Below are 23,814 nucleotides of genomic sequence, written 5' to 3'. Positions count from 1 at the left end.
GCACGCCACTTCACAGATTGGAAAGTTGCATGCCATTAACACCAGCGAAGGTCGAAAAGGCCCTGCTGCAATTCAATTACTTTCCTAGGATTGCCAAACGAGCAGACGAATTCCCGCCATGTTTTTCCTCGGAGGACTTCACGTCCGAATTGGCGAGCAAGCTGATCAATATTCCGATTGCGCGGAAGGATGGTTTTGGCGTTATCTCGGCGCGGAGCACCAGATTTGATTTAGCGCCACGTAGCCTTGAAATTCCGCACCCGCGTGCGTATGCCAATCTAGTAAGGAACCTGAAATCCTCCTGGCCAGAGTGGGAAGAAGTCGTCGAGAACGAGGTAAGTGCGATAACAGTTCGACTTCATGAAGACGGCAGAATTTTTTCGATGGAAGCATTGGCAGACAGGAGCTCCTTACTTTCTCCAGGAGACCGATTTGAAGCTCATGTAGACATAAGCAACTTTTACGGCTCGATCTACACACATTCGCTCCCTTGGGCCATCCACGGCGTAGACGCCGCGAAGAAGATCCGCGAAAATGCGGGCGAATGGTCGAATCAACTGGACAAGAGGCTACGAGAATCTCGACGCCGAGAAACAACCGGAATTTCTGCCGGGCCGGGCACTTCCAGCATTATCGGAGAAATTCTTCTAACTCGGGTCGACACTCGACTGACTGCGCAAGGTTTTAACTATCTGCGCTTTATCGACGACTACTACTTTTACGCGAAATCCCGCGAAACGGCTGAACAATTCGTGGAAGCGCTGCGAGCTGAGCTGCTGAATTTAAAGCTTTCTATTCATCCGGGTAAGACTACTATCAAAGAGCTCCCTGTTGCCGCCACGCCGCAATGGATGCGTCGACTCCGTTTGATGGGGCGGGAACTCTCAACACAAACTCGCGTTCTTGATCTACTTGCCGAGGCAGTCGCCGTCGCGAACGAGGATTCCGAAAACGGTGTCCTCAGGTTCGCGTTAGTTCAGATTGAGCATGCACTTTTAAAGGATAACCTATTAGATTCGGAAAAGATGGTGGTTTTAAATCGCCTTCTTCATCTTGGCTATCTCCGTCCGGTCGCAGTTGGTATAGCCTGCCGCATCCTCCTTGTCTTCGGGTCTGAGAAAACGGCGGAATTTGCGGATGCCCTGAATCTTATTGCGCAAGCCCATTCTCGGACACTGCGCACCGATGCAGTCACGTGGATTCTCTACACACTCTTGGCGGCCCAGCAGATTCCGTCAGCAAAAACACTCGACGCAATTGTCTCATCGGCCGATTGCCTCGCGCTAGCACTTCTCGCAAAACACGAGAAGACACGAGGCCACGCGATGCAATTTCTCGATAATTTTGAGGCATCAGAGCCAAGCGATTACCGCAGAGACGAGTATTGGCTTTTATACCATGAACTGTCCCTCAAAACGACCCTGCGAAGCAACGTGCCTTTGAACTATTATTCCGAGCTAAAGCCTCTTCGAGACGCTGGAGTCAGTTTCGTTAGCATCCCGAACAACGAGTCGAATAGTGATGATCTACTTTCAGCCTTTATCGCCAATTTCCAGTCTTACAGCGCCCCCAACTACGGAATCTTCTATTAAGAGGACCTATTATTCGGCTCGACCTAGCAGGAGTGTTGTATCCAGACGGATACTGGCTGAAGTTTATGTAGGACACGTACTCTCCTCGCGGAGCCGAGAACGAGAGTAGCTACGCCTACAAACATTAGATAAATTTGACTGGGTCATCACGCATGAGAAACGAAAGACCTGCGCTCCGGTTCAGTTTTCTAGAAGCCCCAGCCGCGGCCGAACAGCTCGTCGCCGGGCGGTCGTCCGCCGGGAGCTGCCCCGCGCGCGCCGAGGTACGACGACACGACGGCCGCACCGAGGTCGTCCGCCTCGGGGTTCACGACCGAGCCGCCGACGCGGCGGGCCAGCGAGTCGATGAAGCGGGCGAGCCCCGGGTCGTCGCCGAGCCGGAAGAACGTGGTGTGCGCGCCGAGGCGGGTGGAGGCGTCGAGCTCGCGGACGGAGACGGCGACGGTCACCGGGTCCGGCGGGTAGTCGAAGTAGATCTGCCCGTCCGGCTCGAGGTGCGCGGTCGGCTCGCCGTCGGTGACGATCAGCAGGACCGGCAGCGCACTCGGGTGCTTGCGGAAGTGCCGGTTGGCCAGCAGCAGGGCGTGGTGCAGGTTGGTGCCCTTCTCCCACTCCGCGTCGAGGCCGACGAGCTGCTCGACCTCCATCACCTCGGCCTGGCGGCCGAACGCGATCAGCTGCAGCTCGTCGCCGCGGAACCGGCTCGAGATCAGGGTGTGCAGGGCGAGCGCGGTGCGCTTCATCGGCACCCAGCGGCCGTCCATCGCCATCGAGAACGAGGTGTCGACGAGGAGGGCGACGCACGCCTGGGTCCGCGCCTCCGTCTCCTGCACCTCGACGTCGCCGATCTCGATCCGGACGCCGGCGCCGGTCTCGCGGCCCTCGCCCGCGGTGCGGGTGAGCGCGTTGGTGAGGGTGCGGGTGACGTCCCAGGCCTCGGTGTCGCCGAACTCCCACTGCCGGGTCGCGCCGGAGCGCTCGCCCGCCGCGCCGGCCCGGCGCACGTCGCGCGCGCCCTGCCGGCCGGAGATCGTGTCGGCGATGTCCCGCAGCAGCGCCTTGCCGAGCTGGCGCATGGCCTTGGGAGTGAGGGTGAGGGCGCCGTCCGAGCCGCGGCGCAGGGTGCCGGAGTCGCGCAGCGCCTTCTCGAGGCGCTTGAGGGTCTGCGCGTCGACCGCCGCGTCGTCGCCGAGGCGGCGGGCCAGCAGATCGAGGTCGAGGTCGTCGAGGTTCGAGCGCTCGTGCGGCTGCGCGAGCTGGTCGGCGAGCGCGTCGAGGTCGGCGAGCTCCTGGAAGACGCCGGTGCCGTCGCCGAGGCCGAGGCCCTGCTCGCCGTCCATCCGCTCGGAGCCGCCCCAGTCCTCGCCGGGGCGCAGGCCCCGCAGGGTCTCGTCCAGCTGCCCGAGCGACTGCATCAGCTCGGGGGTGCCGAAGGCCTGCTGGGCGAGGGCGTCGAGCTCGTCGCGCTGCTGCTGGGTCATCGAGTTGCGCATCCGCTGGGCCGCGGCGGCGCGGGCGGCCAGGGCGTCGATCAGCTCGTCGACGGTCTCGGGCCGCTCGGGGAAGTACTCGCCGTGCTGCGCCATGAAGGCGTCGAACTGCTCGGGGGTGGCCTCGCCGCGGGCGTGCGCCTCGAGGAGCTGGTTGAGGTCGCGGAGCATCGCGTCGATCGCCGCGCGGTCCTCGTCGCTCGCGTTCTGCAGGGCCTGCTTCATGCCCTCGAAGCGCTGCTCGAGCATCTCGGCGCCGAGCAGCTCCTTGATCTTCTCGAAGTCGGCGCGGGCCTCCGGGCTCTGCCAGCGGTAGTCCGAGAGCTCGGACACCGCTGCGGCGGGCGAGGGCGGCAGGCTGTCGAGCTGGATCTCGGCGAGGGCGCGGTCGCCGTCGTCCATCTGCGTGTCGCGCGCGAGCTGCTTGCGCTCGGAGAGGACGGCGCGGTCGAGCAGCTCGCGGACCTCGCGGAGGGTGCCGTCGAGGCCGTGCTTCTGCGTCAGCTCGCGTCGGCGCTCGGCGACCCGGGCGGCGAGGTCGTCGAGACCCTGGCCGTCGCGGCCGCCGCGGCGGAGGAACTCGCGCATCGCGCGCTCGGGCGAGGTGCCCGCCATGACGTCCTCGCCGATGGCGTCGAGCGCCTCCGCGAGGTCGACCGGCGGGGCGAGCGGGTCCGGGCCGCCGTCGTAGCGGGAGTAGCGGGCGTCGCGCCCGAGCCGGCGGTTGCCCCTAGGCACGCGAGCGCCCTCCGGGCAGCGGGCGTCCGGCGGACAGCGGGAGTCCGGCGGGCAGCGGGAGGCCGATGGCCAGCGGCTCAGCCATAGACGGCCTCGCCCCCGCCCGTCTCCTTGCTGAGCTTGCGGGAGAGGTAGAGGCCCTCGAGCGCGAGCTCGACGGCGCCCGCGCGGCGGCCCGCGCCGACGGCCTCGAGGCGGTCGGCGATGTCGTCGTAGAGGGTCGACTCACCGAGGACGGGCAGGGCCGCGAGGAACTCCTCGGCCGTCACCTGCTCGCCCGTGGTGATCATCGCACCGTTCTCCACTGCGGTGACGAGCGGGGTGAGGTCCAGCCCGCGCAGGTGCGCGCGGACCGTCTCGGCGGTGGCCTGGCGGAGGAGGTGGTCGAGGATCTCGTCCTCGCGGCCCTCCTCGCCCGACTCGAACTCGATCTTGCCGCCGAGGACGTCGACCGCGGTCTCGAGGTCGATCGGGCGGGCGACCGCCTCCTCCTCACCGCGCCGGGTGGCCCGGTGCAGCGCGGCGGCGGCGATGGTCTCGGCGCCGGCGATGGCGAAGCGGGCGCTCACTCCGCTGCGCTGGTCGACCGAGGACGACTCGCGCAGCGCCCGGGTGAAGCGGGCGAGGATCTCGATCAGCGCGTCCGGGACGGTGGCGACGAGGTCGGCCTCCTGGCGGATCACGGCGACCTCGTCGACGAGCGCGGTCGGGTAGTGGGTGCGGATCTCGGCGCCGAAGCGGTCCTTCAGCGGGGTGATGATCCGGCCGCGGTTCGTGTAGTCCTCGGGGTTGGCGCTGGCGACGACGAGGACGTCGAGCGGGAGCCGCAGGACGTAGCCGCGGATCTGGATGTCGCGCTCCTCCATCACGTTGAGCATCGCGACCTGGATGCGCTCGGCGAGGTCGGGCAGCTCGTTGATCGCGACGATGCCGCGGTGGCTGCGCGGGATCAGGCCGAAGTGGATGGTCTCCGGGTCGCCGAGGCTGCGGCCCTCGGCCACCTTCATCGGGTCGACGTCGCCGATGAGGTCGGCGACGCTCGTGTCCGGCGTGGCCAGCTTCTCGACGTAGCGCTCCTCGCGGCCGCGCCAGGCGACGGGCAGCTCGTCGCCGAGCTCGTCCGCCCGGCGCCTGCTGATCGAGGTGATCGGCTCGTAGGGGTGCTCGCCGAGCTCGGAGCCGTCGATGACGGGCGTCCACTCGTCGAGCAGGCCGTTGAGCGTGCGGAGGAGGCGGGTCTTGCCCTGGCCGCGCTCGCCGAGGAGCACGATGTCGTGCCCGGCGATCACCGCCCGCTCGACCTGGGGGATGACGGTGTCCTGGAAGCCGTGCAGGCCGGGCCAGGGGTCGCGGCCCTCGCGGAGGGCGTCGAGGAGGTTGTCGCGGATCTCGGTGCGGAGGGTCTTCTGCGCGTGCCCGGAGGCGCGCAGCTGGCCGAGGGTGCTGATCTGGGGGCGCATCACCTCTGCAACGCTACGCCGCGGGTCCGACATGCGGTGGGGGTGCGCGGGATCCGTCGGGGTGCTAGCGGTGAGCGCGGCAGCGGCTGAAAGGGCTCGAAGGTTCGGCGGGCAGCCTGGGGGGATGACCGGTCCCGTCCTCCGCTCGGCCCTCGTCGGCGCGACGCTCGCGCTCGGCGTGGGGCTCGCCTCCTGCAGCACGACTCCCACCGCTCCCGGCCCCGAGGCGCGCGAGCTCGTCGGGGCGAGCAGCGTCGCGGAGGGGCTCGAGGCGCCGTGGTCGGTCGTCTTCGTCGACGACGGAGCAGACGGGGGCGGCACGGCGCTCGTCAGCGAGCGCGACAGCGGACGGGTGCTCGAGCTCGCGGCGAACGGCAGCACCCGAGAGGTCGGTGTCGTCGAGGGCGTGGTCGCCGAGGGCGAGAGCGGGCTGCTCGGGCTGGCCGTCGACGGCCGGACCCTGTTCGCCTACTCGACCGCGGCCGACGGCAACCGGATCCAGCGGTTCGCGCTCGAGCGCGAGGCCGGGGCGTACGCACTCGGTGAGCCGGAGACGATCCTCGACGGCATCCCGGCCGCTCGCACGCACGACGGCGGGCGGATCGCGATCGGCCCCGACGGCATGCTCTACGCGACCGTCGGCGACGCCGGGCGGCGCGAGGCGGCGCAGGACCTGGGCGAGCTCTCCGGCAAGATCCTCCGGATGACGCTCGACGGCGCCGTGCCCGACGGCAACCCGTACCCGGGGTCGCTCGTCTGGAGCAGCGGGCACCGCAATCCGCAGGGCCTCGCCTGGGCGGAGGACGGCACGCTCTTCGCGAGCGAGTTCGGGCAGGACACCCGGGACGAGCTGAACGTGATCGAGCCGGGCGCGAACTACGGCTGGCCAGAGGTCGAGGGGATCGCCGGCGAGGACGGCTTCGTCGATCCGGTGCAGCAGTGGGAGCCGGGCGCGGCCAGCCCGAGCGGGATGACCGAGCTGGACGGCGTGCTCTATCTGGCGAATCTGCGCGGCGAGGTGCTGCGCGCGGTGCCGGTCGCGGATCCGTCGGTCTCGACCGACTACGCCGTCGGCGAGTACGGCCGGCTGCGCGACGCGGTGGCGGCTCCGGACGGCGACCTGTGGTTCGTGACGAGCAACACGGACGGCCGCGGGTCGCCGGGCGAGGCGGACGACCGCATCGTGAGCGTGCCGCCGCCGGCGTGACGCGCGCGCGAGACGTCCCGCTCCCGTAGTGGCGTCCCGGTGCTGCGGGACGCCGCGACGGTTCGAGGTAGCCTCGGGGGGCGCGTGAGGCGCCGGGGGGCAGCAGGCCGCTCTCATAGGCGGCGATCACGAGCTGGGCGCGGTCGTGGGCCGAGAGCTTGGTCATGACGCGGTTGATGTGGGTCTTGGCGGTGTGCGGGGAGATGACGAGGTCGTCCGCGATCTCCTGGTTGGAGCGGCCGCGCGCGACGAGCAGCAGGACCTCGCGCTCGCGGTCGGTCAGCTGGGCGAACTCCGGCGGCTCGACGAGCGGCGGCGACGCCTGGGGCGCGAGGACGTAGCGGGTGATCAGGCTGCGGGTCGCAGCGGGCGAGAGGAGGCTGTCGCCCGCGTGCACGGCGCGGACGGCGGCGGCGATCTCCTCCGGCTCGGCGCCCTTGCCGAGGAAGCCGCCGGCACCCGCGCGCAGGGCGGCGATCAGGTACTCGTCCTCCTCGAAGGTCGTGAGGATCAGGACCTTCGTCGCCGCGAGCTCCGGGTCGGCGCAGATCAGGGCGGTGGCGCCGATGCCGTCGAGCTCGGGCATGCGGATGTCCATCAGGACGACGTCCGGGCGCAGGCGGGTCGCCAGTTCGACCGCCTCGCGGCCGGTGCGCGCCTCGCCGACGACCTCGATGCCGCTCTCGCTGCTCAGGATGTCGGTGACGGCCTGGCGGATGAGGGGCTGGTCGTCGACGACGAGGACGGTGGTCATCGCGGGTCCTCCACTGAGGTCGGGGTCGGCGATGCCGGCGGGAGCGACGCCGACGGCACGACCGCCGCCTGAGGCAGCGGCAGCGACGCCGCCACCCGGTAGCCACCCGGTGTCGCTCCCGTCACCACCGTGCCGCGGACGGAGGCCACGCGCTCGCGGAGGCCGAGCAGCCCGTGCCCGCTGCCGCGCTCGGGGTCCGGACCCGCGACGGCCGCGACCGGGTTCGCCACGACGATCTCGACGCGCTCGTCCGACACCGCGACGAGGACGTGTGCGCGGTGCTCCGCGCCGTGCTTGTGGGCGTTGGTGAGCCCCTCCTGGACCACGCGGTAGGCGACGAGATCGACCGCCCCCTGGACGCGGTCGAGCGCGCCCTCGGTGCGGACGGTGACCTGCAGGCCGTCCTCGCCGAAGCGGCGGACGAGCTCGTCGAGCCGGTCGAGGCCGGGCTGCGGCGACGTGCCGGCCGCCTCGTCGGTGCGGAGGACCTCGAGGAGGTCGCCGATCTCGCCGAGGACCGATCGCGCCGCGCTGCGGATCGTGCTCAGCGCCTCGCGCGCCTTCTCGGGCCGGGAGTCGAGGGCGGAGCTCGCGACCCCGGCGTTGAGGCTGATCACCGAGATCTGATGCGCGACGGCGTCGTGCAGGTCGCGGGCGATGCGCAGCCGCTCCTCGCTGACGCGGCGCCGCGCCTCCGACTCCCGGGTCTGCTCGGCCCGCTCGGCACGCTCCGTCACCGCGACGATGTACTCCCGGCGCGAGCGCGTGGCGTCGCCGGCGGCCGCCGCGAAGAGCACCGTGACGGCGTACTGCACGGCCCGGGCGTCGAGCGGGCTCACCGCCGCGCCGACGACGCTCAGGAGCACCACCGCGACCACCGTGACCCCGGTCACGACGAGACCGACCCGGCGGGAGCTGCGGTTCGTCACCGCGAACATCGCGATCGCCGTCGCGAGGACGACCCCCGGCGCGAGCAGGCCGAGGACCGCCGCGGCGGCCGACAGCACGACGATCGCCGCGAGCACCGGGATCGGCCGGCGCCGCCGCAGCGGCAGCAGGACCGCCGGCGCGAGCACGATCGCGAACTCGAGCAGGCCCGAGGGCCGCTGTGCGGACCCCTGGAACGGCGCGAACGCCGCGGCGACGATGATCGCGGCCGCGAGGGCGTCGCCGAGCCACGACCGCAGCCGCGGGTGGGCCTGCATCCGCGGCGTCATCCCCACATCCTGGCGGAGTGCGCGCACCGCGGCGTCACCCCGCCGCGGTGCTCCGCCTACCGCGACCGCGGTACGGCGGGGACACCCTGCGAGGGACGCGCGATCGGGCGGCGCCGCTCAGGCTGGAGGGGCCGCTCCGGAACCCGCCGGGCGGCGGAGGGAGTCCCATGAGCACGCCCATCATCTCGGTGAGAGACGTCCGCAGGTCGTACGGCCGAGGCCAGAACCGCTTCGAGGCGCTGAAGGGCGTGAGCTTCGACATCCAGGAGGGCGAGAGCGTCGCCATCGTCGGCAAGAGCGGCTCGGGCAAGTCGACCCTGATGCACCTGCTCGCGCTGCTCGACGCCCCCAGCACCGGCGTGGTCGAGCTCGAGGGAGTGGACACGAGCACGCTCAAGGGGCGCCGGCTCGACGTCACCCGCAACCGCACCTTCGGCTTCGTGTTCCAGCAGTTCTTCCTCACGCCGAACGCGTCGGTGCTCGACAACGTGGTGCTGCCGATGAAGATCGCCGGGATCGGCCGGGCGGAGCGCAAGCGCCGCGGCCTCGCCGCGCTGGCCCAGCTCGAGCTCGACGACAAGGCCGGCAGCAGGGCCGTCGACCTCTCCGGCGGGCAGAAGCAGCGGACGGTCATCGCCCGCGCGCTCGTCAACAACCCGCGCATCCTGTTCGCGGACGAGCCGACCGGCAACCTGGACACGACGACCGGCGGAGTGGTCGAGGACATCCTCTTCGCGCTCAACCGCGAGAACGGCATCACCCTGATCGTGGTCACCCACGACGAGGAGCTGGCCGCGCGCTGCGACCGGCGCCTGATGATCCGCGACGGCCTGCTGGTCGAGGACTCCGCGGCGGTGGCCGCATGAAGGCCGTCGACCTGATCGGGACCGCGATCGCCAACACCTTCCGCTCCCGGACGCGCACGCTCCTGACGATCCTCGCGATCTTCGTCGGTGCGTTCACCCTGACCCTCACCAACGGGCTCGGCACCGGCATCAACGCCTACATCGACGACACGGTCGACGGAGTCGGCGCCTCGGACGTGATGACCGTGTCGAAGACCTCGGAGTCGGCGACGGGCCTCGGCTCCGGGCCGGTCGAGTACGACCCGGACGCGATCGCGAGCGGGGCGGCGGGGCCTCCTGGGCAGACCGTCGTCGCGCTGACCCCGGCCGACCTCGACACGCTCGCCGGGGTGGAGGGCGTGCTCGACGTGCAGGCGGTGAAGTCGATCTCGGCCGACTACGTGGCGGCGGGCGACGGCGCGAAGTACGTGATCGGGATCGGCAGCCTCGTGGAGGGGCAGACCGTCCAGCTCGCCGCGGGGGCCGGCCTCGACGACGCGTCGACGCAGCTCCAGGCGGTGCTGCCGGTGTCCTACGTCGAGCCGCTCGGCTTCGCGGACGACGCGGCGGCCGTCGGCACGACCGTGTCGATCGGCGTCACCGACGCGCAGCGGACGCCGCACGTGGTCGAGGCGACGATCGTCGGCGTCGCGGAGGAGAGCATCGCGGGAGCGGGCGGGGGCCTCGTCACGAACGACGCGCTCACCGACGCGCTGTTCACGACGCAGAGCATCGGCGTGCCGGCGGACCAGGTCGACCGCTTCGCCCAGGCGAGCGTGCGCTTCGACGCGGCGGCGGACGACGAGCAGGTCACCGCGCTCAAGGACCGCCTCGCGGACGCCGGCTACACCGGCACCACGGTCGCGGACCAGCTGGGCACGATCAAGGCCGTCGTCGACGGGATCGTGCTGGTGCTCAACGCCTTCGCGGTGATCGCGCTGCTGGCGGCGAGCTTCGGCATCGTCAACACGCTGCTGATGAGCGTGCAGGAGCGGACCCGCGAGATCGGCCTGATGAAGGCGATGGGGATGGGCAGCGGACGCGTGTTCGCGCTCTTCAGCATCGAGGCGGCGTTCATCGGCTTCCTCGGCAGCGCGATCGGCGCGCTGCTGGCGGTGGCGGCGGGGACCGGGCTGAGCGGGGTGCTCTCGGGCTCGCTGCTCTCGGACCTGCCCGGGCTGACCCTGATCGCGTTCGACCCGGTGTCGATCCTGACGGTGGTGCTCGTGGTGATGGTGATCGCGTTCGTGGCGGGGACGCTGCCGGCCGCGCGGGCGGCACGGGCGGATCCGGTGCAGTCGCTGCGCTACGAGTAGCACTCCGGGGCCTGCCGCTGCAGAACGTCGGCTGAACGTGCGGCTCATCGCTCAGGGGCGATGAGGAAGCGTCTCAGCCGATGTTCTGCGTCCGTCAGCGGCCTCCGGCTCCGCTGCCCTCGGCTGCGCTGCCCTCGTACTCCGCGTCGGTGATGTGCTCGGCCCAGGCCGTGGTCGTCGCCGGGTCGTCGGCGGCCTCGAGGACGGCGAGGTGCTCCATGAAGACGCCGGGCGCGGAGGCGTGCCAGTGCTCCTCGCCGGGCGGGGTGTAGAGGGTCTGGCCGGCGTGCACCTCGAGGACCGTGCCGTCGCGGCCGCCGAAGCGGGCGACGCCCGAGGTCACGTGCAGGTACTGGCCGCGGGCGTGCGAGTGCCAGGCGGTGCGGGCGCCGGGGGCGAAGCGCACCCGGGCCATCGTGGTGCGCTGCTCGTCGTCGTGCGGCACGACGATGGTGTCGAGCCAGACGTCGCCGGCGAACTGCTCGGGCGGGTTCTTGACGGTGGGGGTCGTCGGTTCGATGTTCACGGGGTCCTTCTTCCGGGACGGACGGGCGGGGCGCGCTGGCGTCTCCGTCGCCACGCTAGGCCGGAGTCGGAGCACGGGACAGGCCCTGGCGGTACACGTTCCGGCAGGGCCTCGCTCGCGCGTGCACAGCGGTGTGGAGTGGTCGGGATCCCCCTTCCCCCAGCCCCGAGGAGACCCCGTGCCCGAGACCACCCCCAGCCCGCTCCGCGCCACCATCGGCGACCTCGCTCCGAAGATCGTCCGGCTCACCGAGGACGTGCTCTTCGGCGACGTGTGGGAGCGCCCCGAGCTCGCCAAGCGCGACCGCAGCCTGCTCACGCTCTCCTCGCTGCTCACCGGCGGGAGCACGGTGCAGCTCGACGCGCACATCCGCATCGGCCGCGACAACGGGCTGACCGAGGCCGAGATCGTCGAGGCGTTCACCCACCTCGCCTTCTACGCCGGCTGGCCCAAGGCGCTCTCGGCGATCGACGTCGCGAAGCGCGTCTTCGCGGAATGAGCACGCGCCGCAGCACACGCCGCAGCACGCGCCGCTCCGTCTCGGAGCCGCTCGTAGGGTGGTCCCGGAACGACCTCGACGAGCGGAGACGACGATGACGAACGCGCAGGACGACGAGCGCCGCCAGGCGGTGGCGGGGCCGACCTGCCCCTTCGGCGACGAGGCGTTCGAGGACGACGGCGGCACGACGCTCCGCTGGCTCGGCATGGCCGGGTTCCTGCTCACCTCGCGCGGCACCTCGCTGATGATCGATCCGCTGCTCGGCGGCTTCGACATGCCGGTGCTGATCGACTTCCCGATCGCCGCCATCGCCGTGCCGCGGCTGGACGCGGTGCTGGTGACGCACAGCGACAACGACCACTTCAGCCGGCCGACCTGCCGCGAACTCGCGCCGGTGACGACCGCGTTCCACTCGACGCGGTACGTCGCGTCGGAGATGACCGCCGAGGGGCTGCCGGCCCACGGGCACGGGATCGACGACGCGTTCGAGGTCGGCGGTGTGAGCGTCCGGCTCACCCCGGCCGACCACGCCTGGCAGAACGCGTTCCCCGAGCCGGGGCAGCGCTTCTTCGAGGAGGAGGACGCCTGCGGCTTCTGGCTCGAGACGCCGGACGGCACGGTCTGGGCGCCGGGCGACTCGCGGCTGATCCGCGAGCACCACCTGACCGGGCCGAGCCCCGACGTGATGCTCTTCGACTTCTCGGACAGCGAGTGGCACTTCACCTTCGAGGGCGCGATCGAGATGGCGGACGCGCATCCGACGTCGCAGCTGCTGCTGCACCACTGGGGCTCGGTGGACTCGCCGGACTTCGCGCCGTTCAACGGCGACCCGGCCGACGTGCTGCGGGCGGTGACGCATCCGGAGCGGGTGCACGTGCTCGCTCCTGGCGAGCCCTTCCGGCTGGGCTGAGAGGCCGGGCTGGGCTGGGCTGAGGAGTCCGGCTGAGCGGCCTGGCGGACGGGCCGGCGGTCCCCGAGCTCAGACCGCCGGCTGCGCCGCGGGGAGCACCAGGGCCGAGCGGCGGCCGAGCAGCCAGACCGTGAGCGCGAAGCCGCTCAGCACGGCGCCGGCGATGCAGACCGCGCCCCAGCCGCCGTGGGTCCAGAGGAAGGACGCGAGGGCCGAGCCGAGCGCGCCGCAGACGAAGTTGGTCGTGACGAACGCGGTGTTCAGCCGGCTGCGCGCCGACGGGTCGACCTGGAACATCCGCGACTGCACCAGGATGTTGTGGCCCTGGATCGCGATGTCGAGCACCAGGATCGCGACGATCACGGCCACGATCGAGCCGCCTCCGATGCCCGCGATCACGAAGGACAGCAGCACCGCCGCCCAGGCGACGCCGATCGCCGGGAGCGCCAGGCCGCGGTCGTGCAGGTGCCCGGCGCGCTGCGCGGCGACGGCGCCGGCGAGGCCGATCAGGCCGAAGAGGCCGATCGTGCCGACGTCGAAGGAGAACGGCGGGGCGCTGAGCAGGAAGGTCAGCGAGGTCCAGAACATCGTGAAGACCGCGAAGGACGTGCCGCCGAGGGCGAGGCTCCAGCGCACCGAGCGCTCGCGGCGGACGATCGCGAAGACGGAGGCGATCAGGGCCGGGTAGCGCAGGCGGGTCCGCGGCGGGAGCGACGGGATGGCCCGGGCGAGCAGGACCGCGAGCACGACGCCCGCGACCGCCGCGACCACGTAGACGGTGCGCCAGCCGGCGGCCTGGGCGATGAGGCCGCTGATCGTCCGCGAGACGAGGATGCCGGTCAGGATGCCCGAGACGACGGTGCCGACGACCCTGCCGCGGGTGGCGTCGTCGGCGAGGTCGCCCGCGAGCGGGGCGAGGATCTGGCCGGCGACGGTGGTCAGGCCGACGAGGGCGAGGGTCGCGACGAGCACGGCGAAGGTCGGGGCGAGTGCGCAGGCGAGCAGGGCGAGGGAGGCGCAGAGCATCGCGGCGGGGACGAGGACGCGGCGGTCGAGCACGTCGCCGAGCGGGACGAAGAGGAGCACGCCGACGGCGTAGCCGAGCTGCGTCGCGGTGACGAGCCAGCCCGCGGATCCGGTGCTCGTGCCGAGGTCGGTGGCGAGGAAGTCGAGCAGCGGCTGGGCCCAGTAGAGGTTGCCGACGGCGACGCCGCCCGCGATCGCGAAGAGGAGGGTGGTGCGGCGGTTCACTCGGCGGTCCTGTCGGCGGGGGCGGGGTGCGCGGCGGGGGTGTCGGCGCTCTGGGTCGCCGACCAGCTCGCGAGCAGCTTCAGGGCGTCGTCGCTCGGCGAGCCCGGCTCGGCGCTGTAGATCAGGAAGTCGAGGCCGGGGTCGCCGAGCGGCTCGAAGGCCTCGTAGCTGAGGTGCAGGTCGCCGACGATCGGGTGGTGGAAGAACTTGCTGCCGCTGGCGTGGTGGCGCACCTCGTGGGCGCCCCAGCGGGTGCGGAACTCGTCGCTCCGCGTGGACAGCTCGCCGACGAGGGCCTGGAGGTCGGCGTCGTGCGGGGCGCGGCCGGCCTCGGTGCGGAGGATGCCGACGGTGATGTCGGCGGCGGTGCTCCAGACCGGGTAGAACGCCTCCGCCAGCTCGCGCTGCAGGAAGGCGAAGCGGGCGAGGTTGACCGGGCGCTCCGGGAGCGCGTAGAGGTCGGCGTAGAGCGCGCGGAACAGGTCGTTCTCGACCAGGACGTCGAGCCGGCCGTTGCGGACGAAGGCGGGGGCCGAGGTGATCGACTCGACCGCGAGCCGCATGCTCGGCCGGACGGCGGCGGGCGCGCGCCGGCGGGAGCGCAGCGGCGAGCGCTCGGCCGTGCGGGCGAGATCGAAGAGGTGCTCGCGCTCGGCGCGGTCGAGGCGCAGGGCGTCGGCGAGCGCCGTCAGCACCGACTCGGACGCGCCGCGGAGGTCGCCGCGCTCGAGCCGCGAGTAGTACTCGATGCTCACGCCGGCCAGCTGGGCCACCTCGCTGCGGCGCAGGCCCGGCACCCGGCGGTTGCCGCCGCCGGGCAGCTCGACCTGCTCGGGGGTCAGCCGGGCCCGGCGGGATGTCAGGAAGTCGCGCGCCTCGGGGTCGTTCGTCATGCCAGTCACGCTACGGCGCGGCGGCGCGCGGAGGGATGCCCTGCGGGGGCACCGGTGCGGCGGGCGGGTGCGGCGGAGGCCACCTGGGGAGCGGCGGGCGGGCGACCCATGCTGATCGAGTAGCCCGCACAGCGGGCGTATCGAGATCCGTCCGCATGCAGCACCACTGCCGGAGGACGTGGGTCTCGATACGCCCCTGCGGGGCTACTCGACCAGCATGTGTGCGGGCGTCTCTTCCAAGCAGATCCCGTCGGCAGAACTCCAGCACGCAGACCCACTCCGCTGGTGACGGCGGGTCGCGCTGCGCCCCTGCGGGCTCCTCGACCGGCAGTCGGTGCGCACAACATCAGCTGAGAGCAGGGTCCCTCCCCTGACAGCGGAGGCCACCCCTTCTCAGCTGATGTTCTGCAGCGCCCGAGCGCTCCCCACCGTTCGAGCGCCTCTCTGCTGATCGAGCAGCCCGCGGAGCGGGCCCTATCGAGCGGAGGGGGCGCCTCCGGCGCCATCGCAGGGCGGGGAAGAGGCCGACGTCCTTGGGGTGCGCGGGTCTCGATACTCCCCTGCGGGGCTACTCGACCAGCATGTCTGCGGGCGTCTCTTCCAAGTAGATCCACCAGCGTCGGAAGGCGAGTCTGCAGAGTCGCCCTGCTGATGACGGCGGGTCTCGATACGCCCCTGCGGGGCTACTCGACCAGCATGCACGGGCCGACGTCGTGCGACGGCGAAGGCGTCAGGGGCGGTCGAGGCGGGGGGCCGCGGCCAGCAGGCGGCGGGTGTAGGCCTCGCGCGGGGTGCTGAGGACGGCGGCGGCCGGGCCGGACTCGACGAGGCGGCCGTCGCGCATCACGGCGATGCGGTCGCTCATGTGCGCGATGACGCCGAGGTCGTGGGAGATCAGGAGCAGGGCGAGGCCGTGGCGGCGCTGGAGGTCGTCGAGGAGGTCGAGGATCTGCGCCTGCACCGAGACGTCGAGGGCCGAGACCGGCTCGTCGCAGATCAGGACGTCGGGGCGGGTGGCGAGGGCGCGCGCGATCGAGACGCGCTGGCGCTGCCCGCCGGAGAGGGTGCGCGGCGAGCGCCGCTCCAGCGACGCGGCGAGGCCGACGCTCTCGAGCAGGGCCGGCACCGACTCCGCCCCGGCGTCGCGGAGCAGCCGGCCGACGCTCCAGCGCGGGTCGAACGACGACAGGCTGTCCTGGTAGACCGCGCCGATCCGCGGGCGGAGGGGTCGCCGCGCGCGCTCGGTCGCCGCCGACCACGGGCCGCCGTCGAACTCGACCGAGCCCGCGTCCGGGCGGCGCAGTGCGAGCAGCAGCCGGGCGACCGTGCTCTTGCCCGAGCCGGACTCGCCGACGAGGCCGAGGGTCTCGCCGCGGCGCAGCTCGAGGCCGACGCCGTCGACGGCGGTACGGGTGCCGCCGCCGGGGCGGGGGAAGCGGGTGACCAGGTCGACCGCGCGCAGCAGCAGCTCGCCGGGCGGCGCGGGCGGGACGACGGGAGCCTCGGGATCGGTCAACCGCGAGCCGCGCGGCCGCCCGGCCGGGACCGCGGCGACGAGCGTCCGCGCCTGGACCGACTCCGGCGCGCGCAGCACCCGCTTCGCCGGGCCGTCCTCGACCACCCGGCCGTCCGCGAGCACCAGGATCCGGTCGGCGAGCCCGGCGACGACGGCGAGGTCGTGCGAGACCAGCAGCAGCGCCCGGCCGCGCGCCTTCTGCTCGGCGAACAGCTCGAGCACCCGCGCCTGCACGGTGACGTCGAGGGCGGTGGTCGGCTCGTCGGCCACCAGCAGCGGCGGGTCGAGCGCGATCGCGGCGGCCAGCAGTGCGCGCTGGCGGAGTCCGCCGGAGAGCTCGCCGGAGCGGTCGCGCATCCGCTCCTCCGGGTCGGGCATGCCGACGCTCGCGAGCACCTCGGCCACCCGCGCCGACGCCTCCGCCGCGGACAGCCGGGAGTGCAGGCGCAGCACGTCGCCGATCTCGCGGCCGACCGGGCGCAGCGGATCGAGCGAGAGCAGCGCGTCCTGCGGCACGAAGCCGACTCCGGCACCGCGGAGGCGCCGGAGGGTCCGAGCGCCCGCGCCGATCACCTCCTGGTCGCCGACCCGGACGCTCCCGGTCGCCACTCCCCCGCTCAGACCCAGGAGCGCCCGCGCGGTGACGCTCTTGCCCGAGCCGGACTCGCCGACGATCGCGACGCACTCCCCCGGCTCGATCCGGAAGGACACCCCGTGCACGACCTCGACGCCGTCGAAGGCGACGCGGAGGTCCTCCACCACGGCGGCACTGCCCGCGCGCCCGGCGCTCATCGCGCACCCCGCAGTCGGCCGCCGAGGACCGTCGTCGCGAGCGTGGTCAGCACGATCGCGAGACCCGGGAAGACCGTCAGCCACCAGGCGCTCGAGAGGTAGGTGCGGCCCGCGGAGAGCATCGCGCCCCACTCCGGCGCCGGCGGCTCGGCCCCCAGGCCGAGGTAGCTGAGCGCCGAGGCCCAGACGATCGCCTGCCCGACGCCGAGCGTCGCCAGCACCGCGAGCGGGCCGAAGGTGTTCGGCAGCACGTGCGCGAGCAGGATCCGCGGGGAGGAGTGGCCGAGCACGCGCGCCGCCTCGACGTAGCCGGAGTCGCGGATGCCGAGCAGCTGGGTCCGGAGGATGCGCGCGTAGCCGGGCGCGGTCGAGAGGCCGACCGCGACCGTCGCGGGGACGACTCCGGGGCCGGTGACCACGATCACCAGCAGCGCGAGCAGCAGTGCCGGGAAGGCGAAGAGCACCTCGAGGACCCGGCCGATCACTCCGTCGACGAAGCGGCCGCTGAACGCCGCCGCGACGCCGAGCACGGCGCCGAGCACGAGACCGATGGCGGTGGCGCTGACGCCGATGAGGAGGGAGGCCCCGGCGCCGGAGATCAGGCGGCTCAGGACGTCGCGGCCCGACTCGTCGGTGCCGAGGAGGTGCGCGGCGGAGGGCGGGTCGAAGGCGTCGCGCGGGGCGATCGCAAGCGGGTCGAACGGGGCGAGGAAGCCGGGGGCGACGGCCGCGAGCAGCAGGAGGACGACGAAGGCGAGGGCGAGCAGCTCGCCGACGCGGAGGCGGCCGGCGGCCCGGCGCGCGGGGCGGGCGGCGCGCAGCTCGAGCTCGCTCATGCGCGGGCCTCCTGCGGGCGGGCGGCGGCGAGGCGCGGGTCGATGAGGCGGGCGACGAGGTCCGTGGCGAGGGTGACGACGATGTAGGCGAGGGCGGTGACGAGCACGACGCCGGTGACGACGGGCACGTCGCGGACGGTCACCGCGGCCAGCAGCGTCCGGCCGAGGCCGGGCCGGGCGAAGATCGTCTCGACCACCACCGCACCGCCGATCAGGTAGCCGAACGCCCAGCCCGAGAGCGAGACGCCCGGAAGCACCGCGTGCCGGAGCGCGTGCCGGAGCCGGATGCCGAGCTCGCCCTCGCCTCGGGCGCGGGCCGCGAGCACGAACGGCGACTCCAGCGCGTCGAGGAGGGAGCGGCGTATCACCTGGCCGAGGAAGCCGGCGAGCGGGATCGCGAGGGTCAGCGCGGGCAGCACGAGGCCGTTCGCGGAGCCGGTGCTGACCGGCGGGAACCAGCGCAGCGCGGTCGCGAAGACGGCGATCAGCACGGTCGCGAGCCAGAAGTGCGGGAGGGCGGCGGCGGTCAGCTCGAGGCCGGAGCCGATCGCGGCGGCGACGCGGCCGCCGCGGGTGGACCAGAGCGCGGTGGCGAGGGCGAGGACCCAGGCGAGGGTCAGCGCGAGCGCGGCCAGGAGGAGGGTGCCGGGCAGCTGCTGGGCGAGCAGGTCGGCGACGGGGGTGCGCAGGGAGTAGGACGTGCCGAGGTCGCCGCGGGCGAGGCGGCCGAGCTGGGTGAGGTACTGCACGAGGAGCGGCTGGTCGAGGCCGTACTGCTCGCGGACCGCGGCGAGCGCCTCCGGCGACGCCTGCGAGCCGGGGCCGCCGAGGATCGCCTGCGCGGGGTCGCCGGGGATGAGGCGGATGAGGAAGAACACGGCTGTCGCGACCGCCCAGAGCACCACGAGCGCGCCACCGAGGCGGAGGAGGAGGCGGCGGATCACGGGGGCTCCTCTCGGGATGCGGGGTCGTGCGGGCGGGTCTCGATACGCCGCTTCGCGGCTACTCGACCAGCATGGTGGAGGCTGCGGCACCGCTCGACCGGCGGGCGACGCATGCTGATCGAGCAGCCCTCGCAGAGGGCGTATCGAGATCCACCGTGATCAGGACGCCGGGTCTCGATACGCCGCTGCGCGGCTGCTCGACCAGCATGCTCGGAAGCAGCGCGGGCCCGCAGCGTCAGAGCCAGGCGTCCGCGAACCAGGGGGTCGAGACGGTGGCCAGGGCGGCGACGCCCTGGACGGCCGAGCGGTGCAGGTAGTGGTTCTGCTGGTCGTAGAGCGGCAGGATCCAGTAGCCCTCGAGCACGATCCGCTGGGCCTGCGAGTAGAGGTCGGCGCGCTCGGTCTCGTCGACGGTCGCGCTCGCCTGCTCGAGCAGGGCGTCGAGGGCGGGGTCGTTCACCTGGGCGTGGTTGGCGAAGTAGCCGCTCGGCGCCGGGGTGATGCCGGAGGACGCGTAGAGCGTGCGCAGGACGTCCGGTCCGACCTTCGTGTACGGGGCGCTGACCAGCTCGTACTCGTTCGCCGCGAGCGCGGTGTACCAGCTGGAGAGGTCGAGCAGGCTGATCTGCACGTCGAAGCCGGCGACCTTCGCCGACGCCTGGATCTGCTCGAACAGCGACTGCTCAGCCGGGATCGACTGGTTGGTGCTGACCGGCAGACGCAGGACGAGCGGAGCGCCGTCCTTCTCGCGGATGCCGTCGCCGTCGGAGTCGACCCAGCCCGCGGCCGTGAGGAGGTCCTCCGCGGTGGCGATCTCGTCGTCCGAGCCGGCGTCTTCGAAGAGCGACGGGTCGGAGTAGGCGGTCGCCTCGCTGCTCGACAGCGGCGAGTACGAGCGCTCGGCGGTGCCGAAGAAGAGGGAGTCGATGGCGTCGTTCACGCCGACGGCGCGGACGAACGCCTCGCGCACGCTCTGGTCGTCGAACGGCGCCTGGCCGGAGTTGAGCTCGAGGCGGTTCACCGAGCCGGGGCGGGGCGCGTCGATCTCGACGAGGTCGGAGGCGTCGGTGGCGGCCGCGAGCGTGTCGGGCTGGGCGTTGTCGATCACGTCCACCTCGCCCGCCTGCAGTGCCGCGTAGCGGGTGGCGGAGTCGGGGATGAAGCGCCAGGTGATGCTCGAGAGGTAGGCGGGGCCGTCGTGGCCCTCGCCGGTCGGGCCGGTCGCGGCGTCATAGTCGTCGTTGCGGGTGAGGGTCACGTGGTCCTGCTTGACCCACTCCGTCACCGTGAACGGGCCGGTGCCGACGGGCGCCTCGCAGTTCGCCTCCTCGCCGCGGGCGATGCCGGTGGGCGACTCGATCGCGGTCCACGGCTGCGAGAGCGACTCGAGCAGCGCACTGTCGGGGGCGCTGAGGGTGAAGCGGGCGACGGTCGGCGAGACGGCGGTGACCGACTCCACCTTCGCGACGGCGAGATAGCCGGTGGAGGACTTGGTCGCCGGGTCCTGCAGGTGCTCGATGTTCGCAGCGACCGCGTCGGCGTCGAGCGGGGTGCCGTCGGTGAAGGTCAGGCCCTCGCGGAGGGTGAAGTCGTAGCTGAGCGCGTCGTCCGAGACGGTCCACGACTCCGCGAGCCACGGGGTGATGGTGCCGTCGTCGCTGCGCGAGACGAGCGACTCCAGGACCTGGGTCGCGAGCAGCGCCTGCGGGTAGTTGCCGCCGACGTGCGGGTCGAGGCAGGTGGGCTCGGCGTCGCCGGTCGCGTAGGTGAGGACGCCGTCGGCGACCGGGGTGCTGGAGTCTCCCCCGGCGTCGCCGTCGGACGCGGCGGTGCAGCCGGTCAGCAGGAGGGCGGAGGCCGCGAGGGCGGCGAGGGCGGAACGGCGCAGAGTCATGGCGGCTTTCGTCAGGAGGGGGAAGCCGCGTTTCTTGGACCCGGCCCACTAAACGCTACCAGCGCGCTCAGCCTCCGGGCGGAGGTCCCCCGTTCTGCCCGTCTCCGCGAGATGCCACTTGGGTACGCGACACGCCGAGGAAAGCGTGCACAAGTGGCATCTCGCGGGGAGAGGCAGACGGGAGTGTCAGCCGGAGGTCGAGGCGCGGACGACGAGCTCGGGCTGGAAGACGACCTGGCGGGGCTCGGACTCGAGGAGCAGCTCGACGGCGGTCGCGCCGATCAGGGCGCTCGGCTGCCGGATGCTCGACAGCGGCACGATGGTCGCGGTCGCGAAGGCGATGTCGTCGTAGCCGATCAGCGCCACGTCCTCCGGCACCCGCACCTCGCCCAGCAGCATCAGCCCCTGCAGCACGCCGACGGCGAGCAGGTCGTTGGCGCAGAAGACGGCGTCGGGGCGGTCGGCGGGAGCGCGCTCGGCGAGCGCCCGGCCCGCGGCCCGGCCGTCCAGCACGGTGAGTCCCGGCGTCGGCAGCACCTCGAGCGTCGCGCCCGGCACCGCCGCCACGGCCTCGCGCGCGCCCGCGAACCGGTCCGCGACCTGGCGGATCGACTCCGGCCCGCCGACCACCGCGATCCGGCGCCGCCCGAGCCCGAGAAGGTGCTCGACCGCGAGCCGCCCGCCGGCGACGTCGTCGACCGCGACCGACGAGAACGCGCTGTCCCCCGACTCCCGGTCGACCAGCACGCAGGGGATGCCGTGGGCCCGGAGCCGGTCGAGCCGCGCCGACCCCTCCCCCTGCGGCGAGATCAGCACCCCGCTCACCCGCTGCTCCTCGAACAGATCGAGGTAGGAGTCCTCGCGGTCGGCCTCGGCGTCGGTGCTCGCGAGAAGCACGGAGAGCCCCGCCTCGGCGGCGCGGGCCTGGGCTCCGCGGGCGAGCTCGGCGAAGAACGGGTTGCCGGCGTCGAGCACGACGAGGCCGATGCTGCGGCTGCGCCCGGCGCGGAGCTGGCGGGCCGCGTCGTTGCGGACGAAGCCGAGCTCGGCGATCGCGGACTGCACCCGGCGGACGGACTCGGCGCCCACCTTCTCGGGGCGGTTGAGCACGTTCGAGACGGTGCCGACCGAGACTCCGGCGCGAGCGGCGACCTCGCGGACACTGATGGACGGCACATCGTCTCCTCGGGTCGTCGCGGGTCGCAGGGCTGCGCGCGATCCGGGAATCATCTCATCCGGCGGCACCGCAGGCGTGCCCCCTCTCTGCAGGCCTTTGACAGCCCGGGAAGCGGAGCGATACGCTCGGCCCACGGCGCTGTGAAACGATTCATACGATGCCGCCCGGTCGGCGTCCGCCGCACGGCCGGATCGCCCCGCACAGAAGGACCCCGCCGTGACCGACCTCAGCCCCGACATCCTCCGCCAGCTCGAGCAGCAGGCGATCGAACTGCCCTCGTGGGCGTTCGGCAACTCCGGTACCCGCTTCAAGGTGTTCAGCACGCCGGGCACCCCGCGGACCATCGAGGAGAAGATCTCGGACGCGGCGAAGGTCAACGAGCTGACCGGCCTCGCGCCGAGCGTCGCGCTGCACATCCCGTGGGACAAGGTGGACGACTACGCGGCGCTGGGCGAGTTCGCCGCGTCGAAGGGCGTCGCACTGGGCACGATCAACTCGAACACCTTCCAGGACGACGACTACAAGTTCGGCTCACTCACGCACTCCGACCCGGTGATCCGCCAGAAGGCGATCGACCACCACCTCGCCTGCATCGACATCATGGACGCGACCGGCTCGCGCGACCTCAAGATCTGGCTCGCCGACGGCTCGAACTACCCGGGCCAGCAGGACATCCGCGGCCGTCAGGACCGCCTCGCCGACTCGCTCGCCGCGATCTACGAGCGCCTCGGCACCGAGCAGCGCCTGGTCCTGGAGTACAAGTTCTTCGAGCCCGCGTTCTACCACACGGATGTTCCGGACTGGGGCACCTCCTACGCTCACGTCGCCGCGCTCGGCGACCGCGCGCTGGTCTGCCTCGACACCGGACACCACGCGCCGGGCACCAACATCGAGTTCATCGTCGCCCAGCTGCTGCGCCTCGGGAAGCTCGGCTCGTTCGACTTCAACTCGCGCTTCTACGCCGACGACGACCTGATCGTCGGAGCGGCCGACCCGTTCCAGCTCTTCCGCATCCTCTACGAGGTCGTGCGCGGAGGCGGCTACGGCCCGGACTCGCCCGTCGCCTTCATGCTCGACCAGTGCCACAACGTCGAGGACAAGATCCCCGGCCAGATCCGCTCGGTGCTCAACGTGCAGGAGATGACGGCGCGCGCGCTGCTCGTCGACCGCGCGGCCCTCGAGGAGGCGCAGCTCGCCGGCGACGTGCTCGGCGCGAACGGGATCTTCATGGACGCCTTCTACTCCGACGTCCGCCCGGCCCTCGCGGCCTGGCGCTCGGAGCGCGGGCTGCCGGCCGACCCGATGGCGGCGTATGCGGGGTCCGGCCACGCGCAGGCTCTGGCGGAGGAGCGCGTCGGCGGCACGCAGTCGAGCTGGGGCGCGTAGGTCTCGGCGGGAACGCGTGCACAACTGAGGATGGAAGGGCCGATCCGACCGTTTCTCGACGGATTCGGGGCTTCCAGCTTTAGTCCTGCACGGCGGCGGGGTGTGACCGGCCGGCGAGCGGGATCCTGAGCGCCGTCGGGTGCGGGATCCGGGGGCCGATCGGGCTGTCCGGCTGACAGAGATGAGCTCCGGCTCGCGGAACGAGCTCCGGCACGCTCCTTCGCGGCGTTTCGACGAGCCGAAGGTGCTTCCGCGAGCCCGACGTCGCTTCCGCATGACCTCCGGCACGCGGAACGCGCTCCGGCACGCGAAGTCGCGGCGTTTAGACGAGCCGGACGTGTTTCCGCGAGCCTGAGGTGGCTCCGGCACGTTCCGGCACGCGGAACGAGTGCCGGCACATGGAATCGCGGCGTTTCGACGAGCCGGAGGTGTTTTCGCGAGCCCGACGTCGCTTCCGCATCCTCCGGCACGCGGAACGAGCCTCGGCACGCAGAATCGGCCCGTTTCGACGAGCCGGAGGTGTTTCCGCGAGCCCGACGTCGCTCCGACGCCTTCCGGCACGCAGAAGCAG

The 23,814-nt window shown here is 72.0% G+C and carries 18 protein-coding genes and 1 pseudogene; 7 read left to right on the top strand and 12 right to left on the bottom strand.

Features of this window, described 5'->3' with window-relative positions; all coding sequences use genetic code 11:
- The first annotated feature begins 29 nt into the window (after positions 1–29).
- The gene (locus MT355_RS00420; protein WP_243598122.1) at positions 30–1,592 is read left to right on the top strand and encodes an RNA-directed DNA polymerase; all 1,563 of its coding nucleotides are present in this window, start codon (positions 30–32) and stop codon (positions 1,590–1,592) included.
- A gap of 188 nt (positions 1,593–1,780) precedes the next feature.
- Here the strand turns inward: MT355_RS00420 and MT355_RS00415 are convergent, their stop codons facing one another.
- Complete coding sequence (locus tag MT355_RS00415) at positions 1,781–3,820, bottom strand: VWA domain-containing protein (RefSeq protein WP_243598121.1); 2,040 nt, start codon at positions 3,818–3,820, stop codon at positions 1,781–1,783.
- Positions 3,821–3,897: 77 nt separating this feature from the next.
- On the bottom strand, positions 3,898–5,280 hold the full coding sequence (locus MT355_RS00410) for a magnesium chelatase (protein WP_243598688.1): 1,383 nt from the start codon (positions 5,278–5,280) through the stop codon (positions 3,898–3,900).
- A gap of 124 nt (positions 5,281–5,404) precedes the next feature.
- Between MT355_RS00410 and MT355_RS00405 the strand changes: the two genes are divergently transcribed.
- Positions 5,405–6,487 (top strand): sorbosone dehydrogenase family protein, encoded by a 1,083-nt coding sequence (locus tag MT355_RS00405; protein ID WP_243598120.1) that lies wholly within the window; start codon positions 5,405–5,407, stop codon positions 6,485–6,487.
- 181 nt (positions 6,488–6,668) lie between these two features.
- Here MT355_RS00405 and MT355_RS00400 read toward each other — a convergent pair.
- Together MT355_RS00400 and MT355_RS00395 are read right to left on the bottom strand one after the other, a co-directional pair.
- Positions 6,669–7,241 (bottom strand): annotated as a pseudogene (locus tag MT355_RS00400) (response regulator); the annotation flags it as partial.
- The gene (locus tag MT355_RS00395; protein ID WP_279391984.1) at positions 7,238–8,458 is read right to left on the bottom strand and encodes a sensor histidine kinase; all 1,221 of its coding nucleotides are present in this window, start codon (positions 8,456–8,458) and stop codon (positions 7,238–7,240) included. The pseudogene MT355_RS00400 and the gene MT355_RS00395, both read right to left, overlap by 4 nt.
- A gap of 167 nt (positions 8,459–8,625) precedes the next feature.
- Here MT355_RS00395 and MT355_RS00385 point away from each other — a divergent pair, with 167 nt between their 5' ends.
- Both MT355_RS00385 and MT355_RS00380 read left to right on the top strand, forming a co-directional pair.
- Positions 8,626–9,324, top strand: a complete 699-nt coding sequence (locus MT355_RS00385; protein ID WP_123446839.1) for an ABC transporter ATP-binding protein — start codon at positions 8,626–8,628, stop codon at positions 9,322–9,324.
- The gene (locus MT355_RS00380) at positions 9,321–10,619 is read left to right on the top strand and encodes an ABC transporter permease (RefSeq protein WP_243598119.1); all 1,299 of its coding nucleotides are present in this window, start codon (positions 9,321–9,323) and stop codon (positions 10,617–10,619) included. The genes MT355_RS00385 and MT355_RS00380 overlap by 4 nt, the downstream gene beginning before the upstream one ends.
- Before the next feature lie 94 nt (positions 10,620–10,713).
- Here the strand turns inward: MT355_RS00380 and MT355_RS00375 are convergent, their stop codons facing one another.
- The gene (locus MT355_RS00375; RefSeq protein WP_243598118.1) at positions 10,714–11,145 is read right to left on the bottom strand and encodes a cupin domain-containing protein; all 432 of its coding nucleotides are present in this window, start codon (positions 11,143–11,145) and stop codon (positions 10,714–10,716) included.
- A 178-nt stretch (positions 11,146–11,323) separates the two neighbouring features.
- Here MT355_RS00375 and MT355_RS00370 point away from each other — a divergent pair, with 178 nt between their 5' ends.
- Entirely contained in the window at positions 11,324–11,644 is a 321-nt protein-coding gene (locus tag MT355_RS00370) for a carboxymuconolactone decarboxylase family protein (RefSeq protein WP_243598117.1), read from the top strand.
- A 94-nt stretch (positions 11,645–11,738) separates the two neighbouring features.
- Positions 11,739–12,554: an MBL fold metallo-hydrolase gene (locus MT355_RS00365; RefSeq protein WP_243598116.1), complete on the top strand. Its 816-nt coding sequence runs from the start codon at positions 11,739–11,741 to the stop codon at positions 12,552–12,554.
- 69 nt (positions 12,555–12,623) lie between these two features.
- Here the strand turns inward: MT355_RS00365 and MT355_RS00360 are convergent, their stop codons facing one another.
- The 7 genes from MT355_RS00360 to MT355_RS00330 all read right to left on the bottom strand — a co-directional run bounded on the left by MT355_RS00360 (position 12,624) and on the right by MT355_RS00330 (position 21,856).
- Entirely contained in the window at positions 12,624–13,805 is a 1,182-nt protein-coding gene (locus MT355_RS00360) for an MFS transporter (RefSeq protein WP_243598115.1), read from the bottom strand.
- On the bottom strand, positions 13,802–14,698 hold the full coding sequence (locus tag MT355_RS00355) for a helix-turn-helix transcriptional regulator (RefSeq protein WP_243598114.1): 897 nt from the start codon (positions 14,696–14,698) through the stop codon (positions 13,802–13,804). Before MT355_RS00355 ends, MT355_RS00360 begins: the two co-directional genes overlap by 4 nt.
- 730 nt (positions 14,699–15,428) lie before the next feature.
- The gene (locus MT355_RS00350; RefSeq protein WP_243598113.1) at positions 15,429–17,006 is read right to left on the bottom strand and encodes an ABC transporter ATP-binding protein; all 1,578 of its coding nucleotides are present in this window, start codon (positions 17,004–17,006) and stop codon (positions 15,429–15,431) included.
- On the bottom strand, positions 17,003–17,842 hold the full coding sequence (locus MT355_RS00345; protein WP_243598112.1) for an ABC transporter permease: 840 nt from the start codon (positions 17,840–17,842) through the stop codon (positions 17,003–17,005). The genes MT355_RS00350 and MT355_RS00345 overlap by 4 nt, the downstream gene beginning before the upstream one ends.
- Positions 17,839–18,786 (bottom strand): ABC transporter permease, encoded by a 948-nt coding sequence (locus MT355_RS00340; protein ID WP_243598111.1) that lies wholly within the window; start codon positions 18,784–18,786, stop codon positions 17,839–17,841. The genes MT355_RS00345 and MT355_RS00340 overlap by 4 nt, the downstream gene beginning before the upstream one ends.
- 235 nt (positions 18,787–19,021) lie before the next feature.
- Positions 19,022–20,680, bottom strand: a complete 1,659-nt coding sequence (locus tag MT355_RS00335) for an ABC transporter substrate-binding protein (protein ID WP_243598110.1) — start codon at positions 20,678–20,680, stop codon at positions 19,022–19,024.
- Between the two features lie 186 nt (positions 20,681–20,866).
- Entirely contained in the window at positions 20,867–21,856 is a 990-nt protein-coding gene (locus tag MT355_RS00330) for a LacI family DNA-binding transcriptional regulator (RefSeq protein WP_243598109.1), read from the bottom strand.
- Between the two features lie 217 nt (positions 21,857–22,073).
- Between MT355_RS00330 and rhaI the strand changes: the two genes are divergently transcribed.
- The gene (gene rhaI / locus MT355_RS00325) at positions 22,074–23,243 is read left to right on the top strand and encodes an L-rhamnose isomerase (RefSeq protein ID WP_243598108.1); all 1,170 of its coding nucleotides are present in this window, start codon (positions 22,074–22,076) and stop codon (positions 23,241–23,243) included.
- The last annotated feature ends 571 nt before the right edge of the window (positions 23,244–23,814 follow it).

The sequence above is a fragment of the Rathayibacter sp. VKM Ac-2929 genome (assembly GCF_022815495.1).
Classification (GTDB): domain Bacteria; phylum Actinomycetota; class Actinomycetes; order Actinomycetales; family Microbacteriaceae; genus Rathayibacter; species Rathayibacter festucae.
The sequence above is the reverse complement of the archived record's forward strand: the minus strand, read 5'-3'. Positions and strand labels throughout refer to the sequence as shown.

Excerpts from the sequence above, each read along its gene's own strand:
- MT355_RS00410 (WP_243598688.1), bottom strand. The coding sequence starts at position 5,280 with ATGCGCCCCCAGATCAGCACCCTCGGCCAGCTGCGCGCCTCCGGGCAC.
- MT355_RS00420 (WP_243598122.1), top strand. The coding sequence starts at position 30 with ATGCCATTAACACCAGCGAAGGTCGAAAAGGCCCTGCTGCAATTCAAT.
- MT355_RS00380 (WP_243598119.1), top strand. The coding sequence starts at position 9,321 with ATGAAGGCCGTCGACCTGATCGGGACCGCGATCGCCAACACCTTCCGC.
- MT355_RS00355 (WP_243598114.1), bottom strand. The coding sequence starts at position 14,698 with ATGACGAACGACCCCGAGGCGCGCGACTTCCTGACATCCCGCCGGGCC.
- MT355_RS00405 (WP_243598120.1), top strand. The coding sequence starts at position 5,405 with ATGACCGGTCCCGTCCTCCGCTCGGCCCTCGTCGGCGCGACGCTCGCG.
- MT355_RS00345 (WP_243598112.1), bottom strand. The coding sequence starts at position 17,842 with ATGAGCGAGCTCGAGCTGCGCGCCGCCCGCCCCGCGCGCCGGGCCGCC.
- MT355_RS00335 (WP_243598110.1), bottom strand. The coding sequence starts at position 20,680 with ATGACTCTGCGCCGTTCCGCCCTCGCCGCCCTCGCGGCCTCCGCCCTC.
- MT355_RS00365 (WP_243598116.1), top strand. The coding sequence starts at position 11,739 with ATGACGAACGCGCAGGACGACGAGCGCCGCCAGGCGGTGGCGGGGCCG.
- MT355_RS00385 (WP_123446839.1), top strand. The coding sequence starts at position 8,626 with ATGAGCACGCCCATCATCTCGGTGAGAGACGTCCGCAGGTCGTACGGC.
- MT355_RS00395 (WP_279391984.1), bottom strand. The coding sequence starts at position 8,458 with ATGACGCCGCGGATGCAGGCCCACCCGCGGCTGCGGTCGTGGCTCGGC.
- MT355_RS00350 (WP_243598113.1), bottom strand. The coding sequence starts at position 17,006 with ATGAGCGCCGGGCGCGCGGGCAGTGCCGCCGTGGTGGAGGACCTCCGC.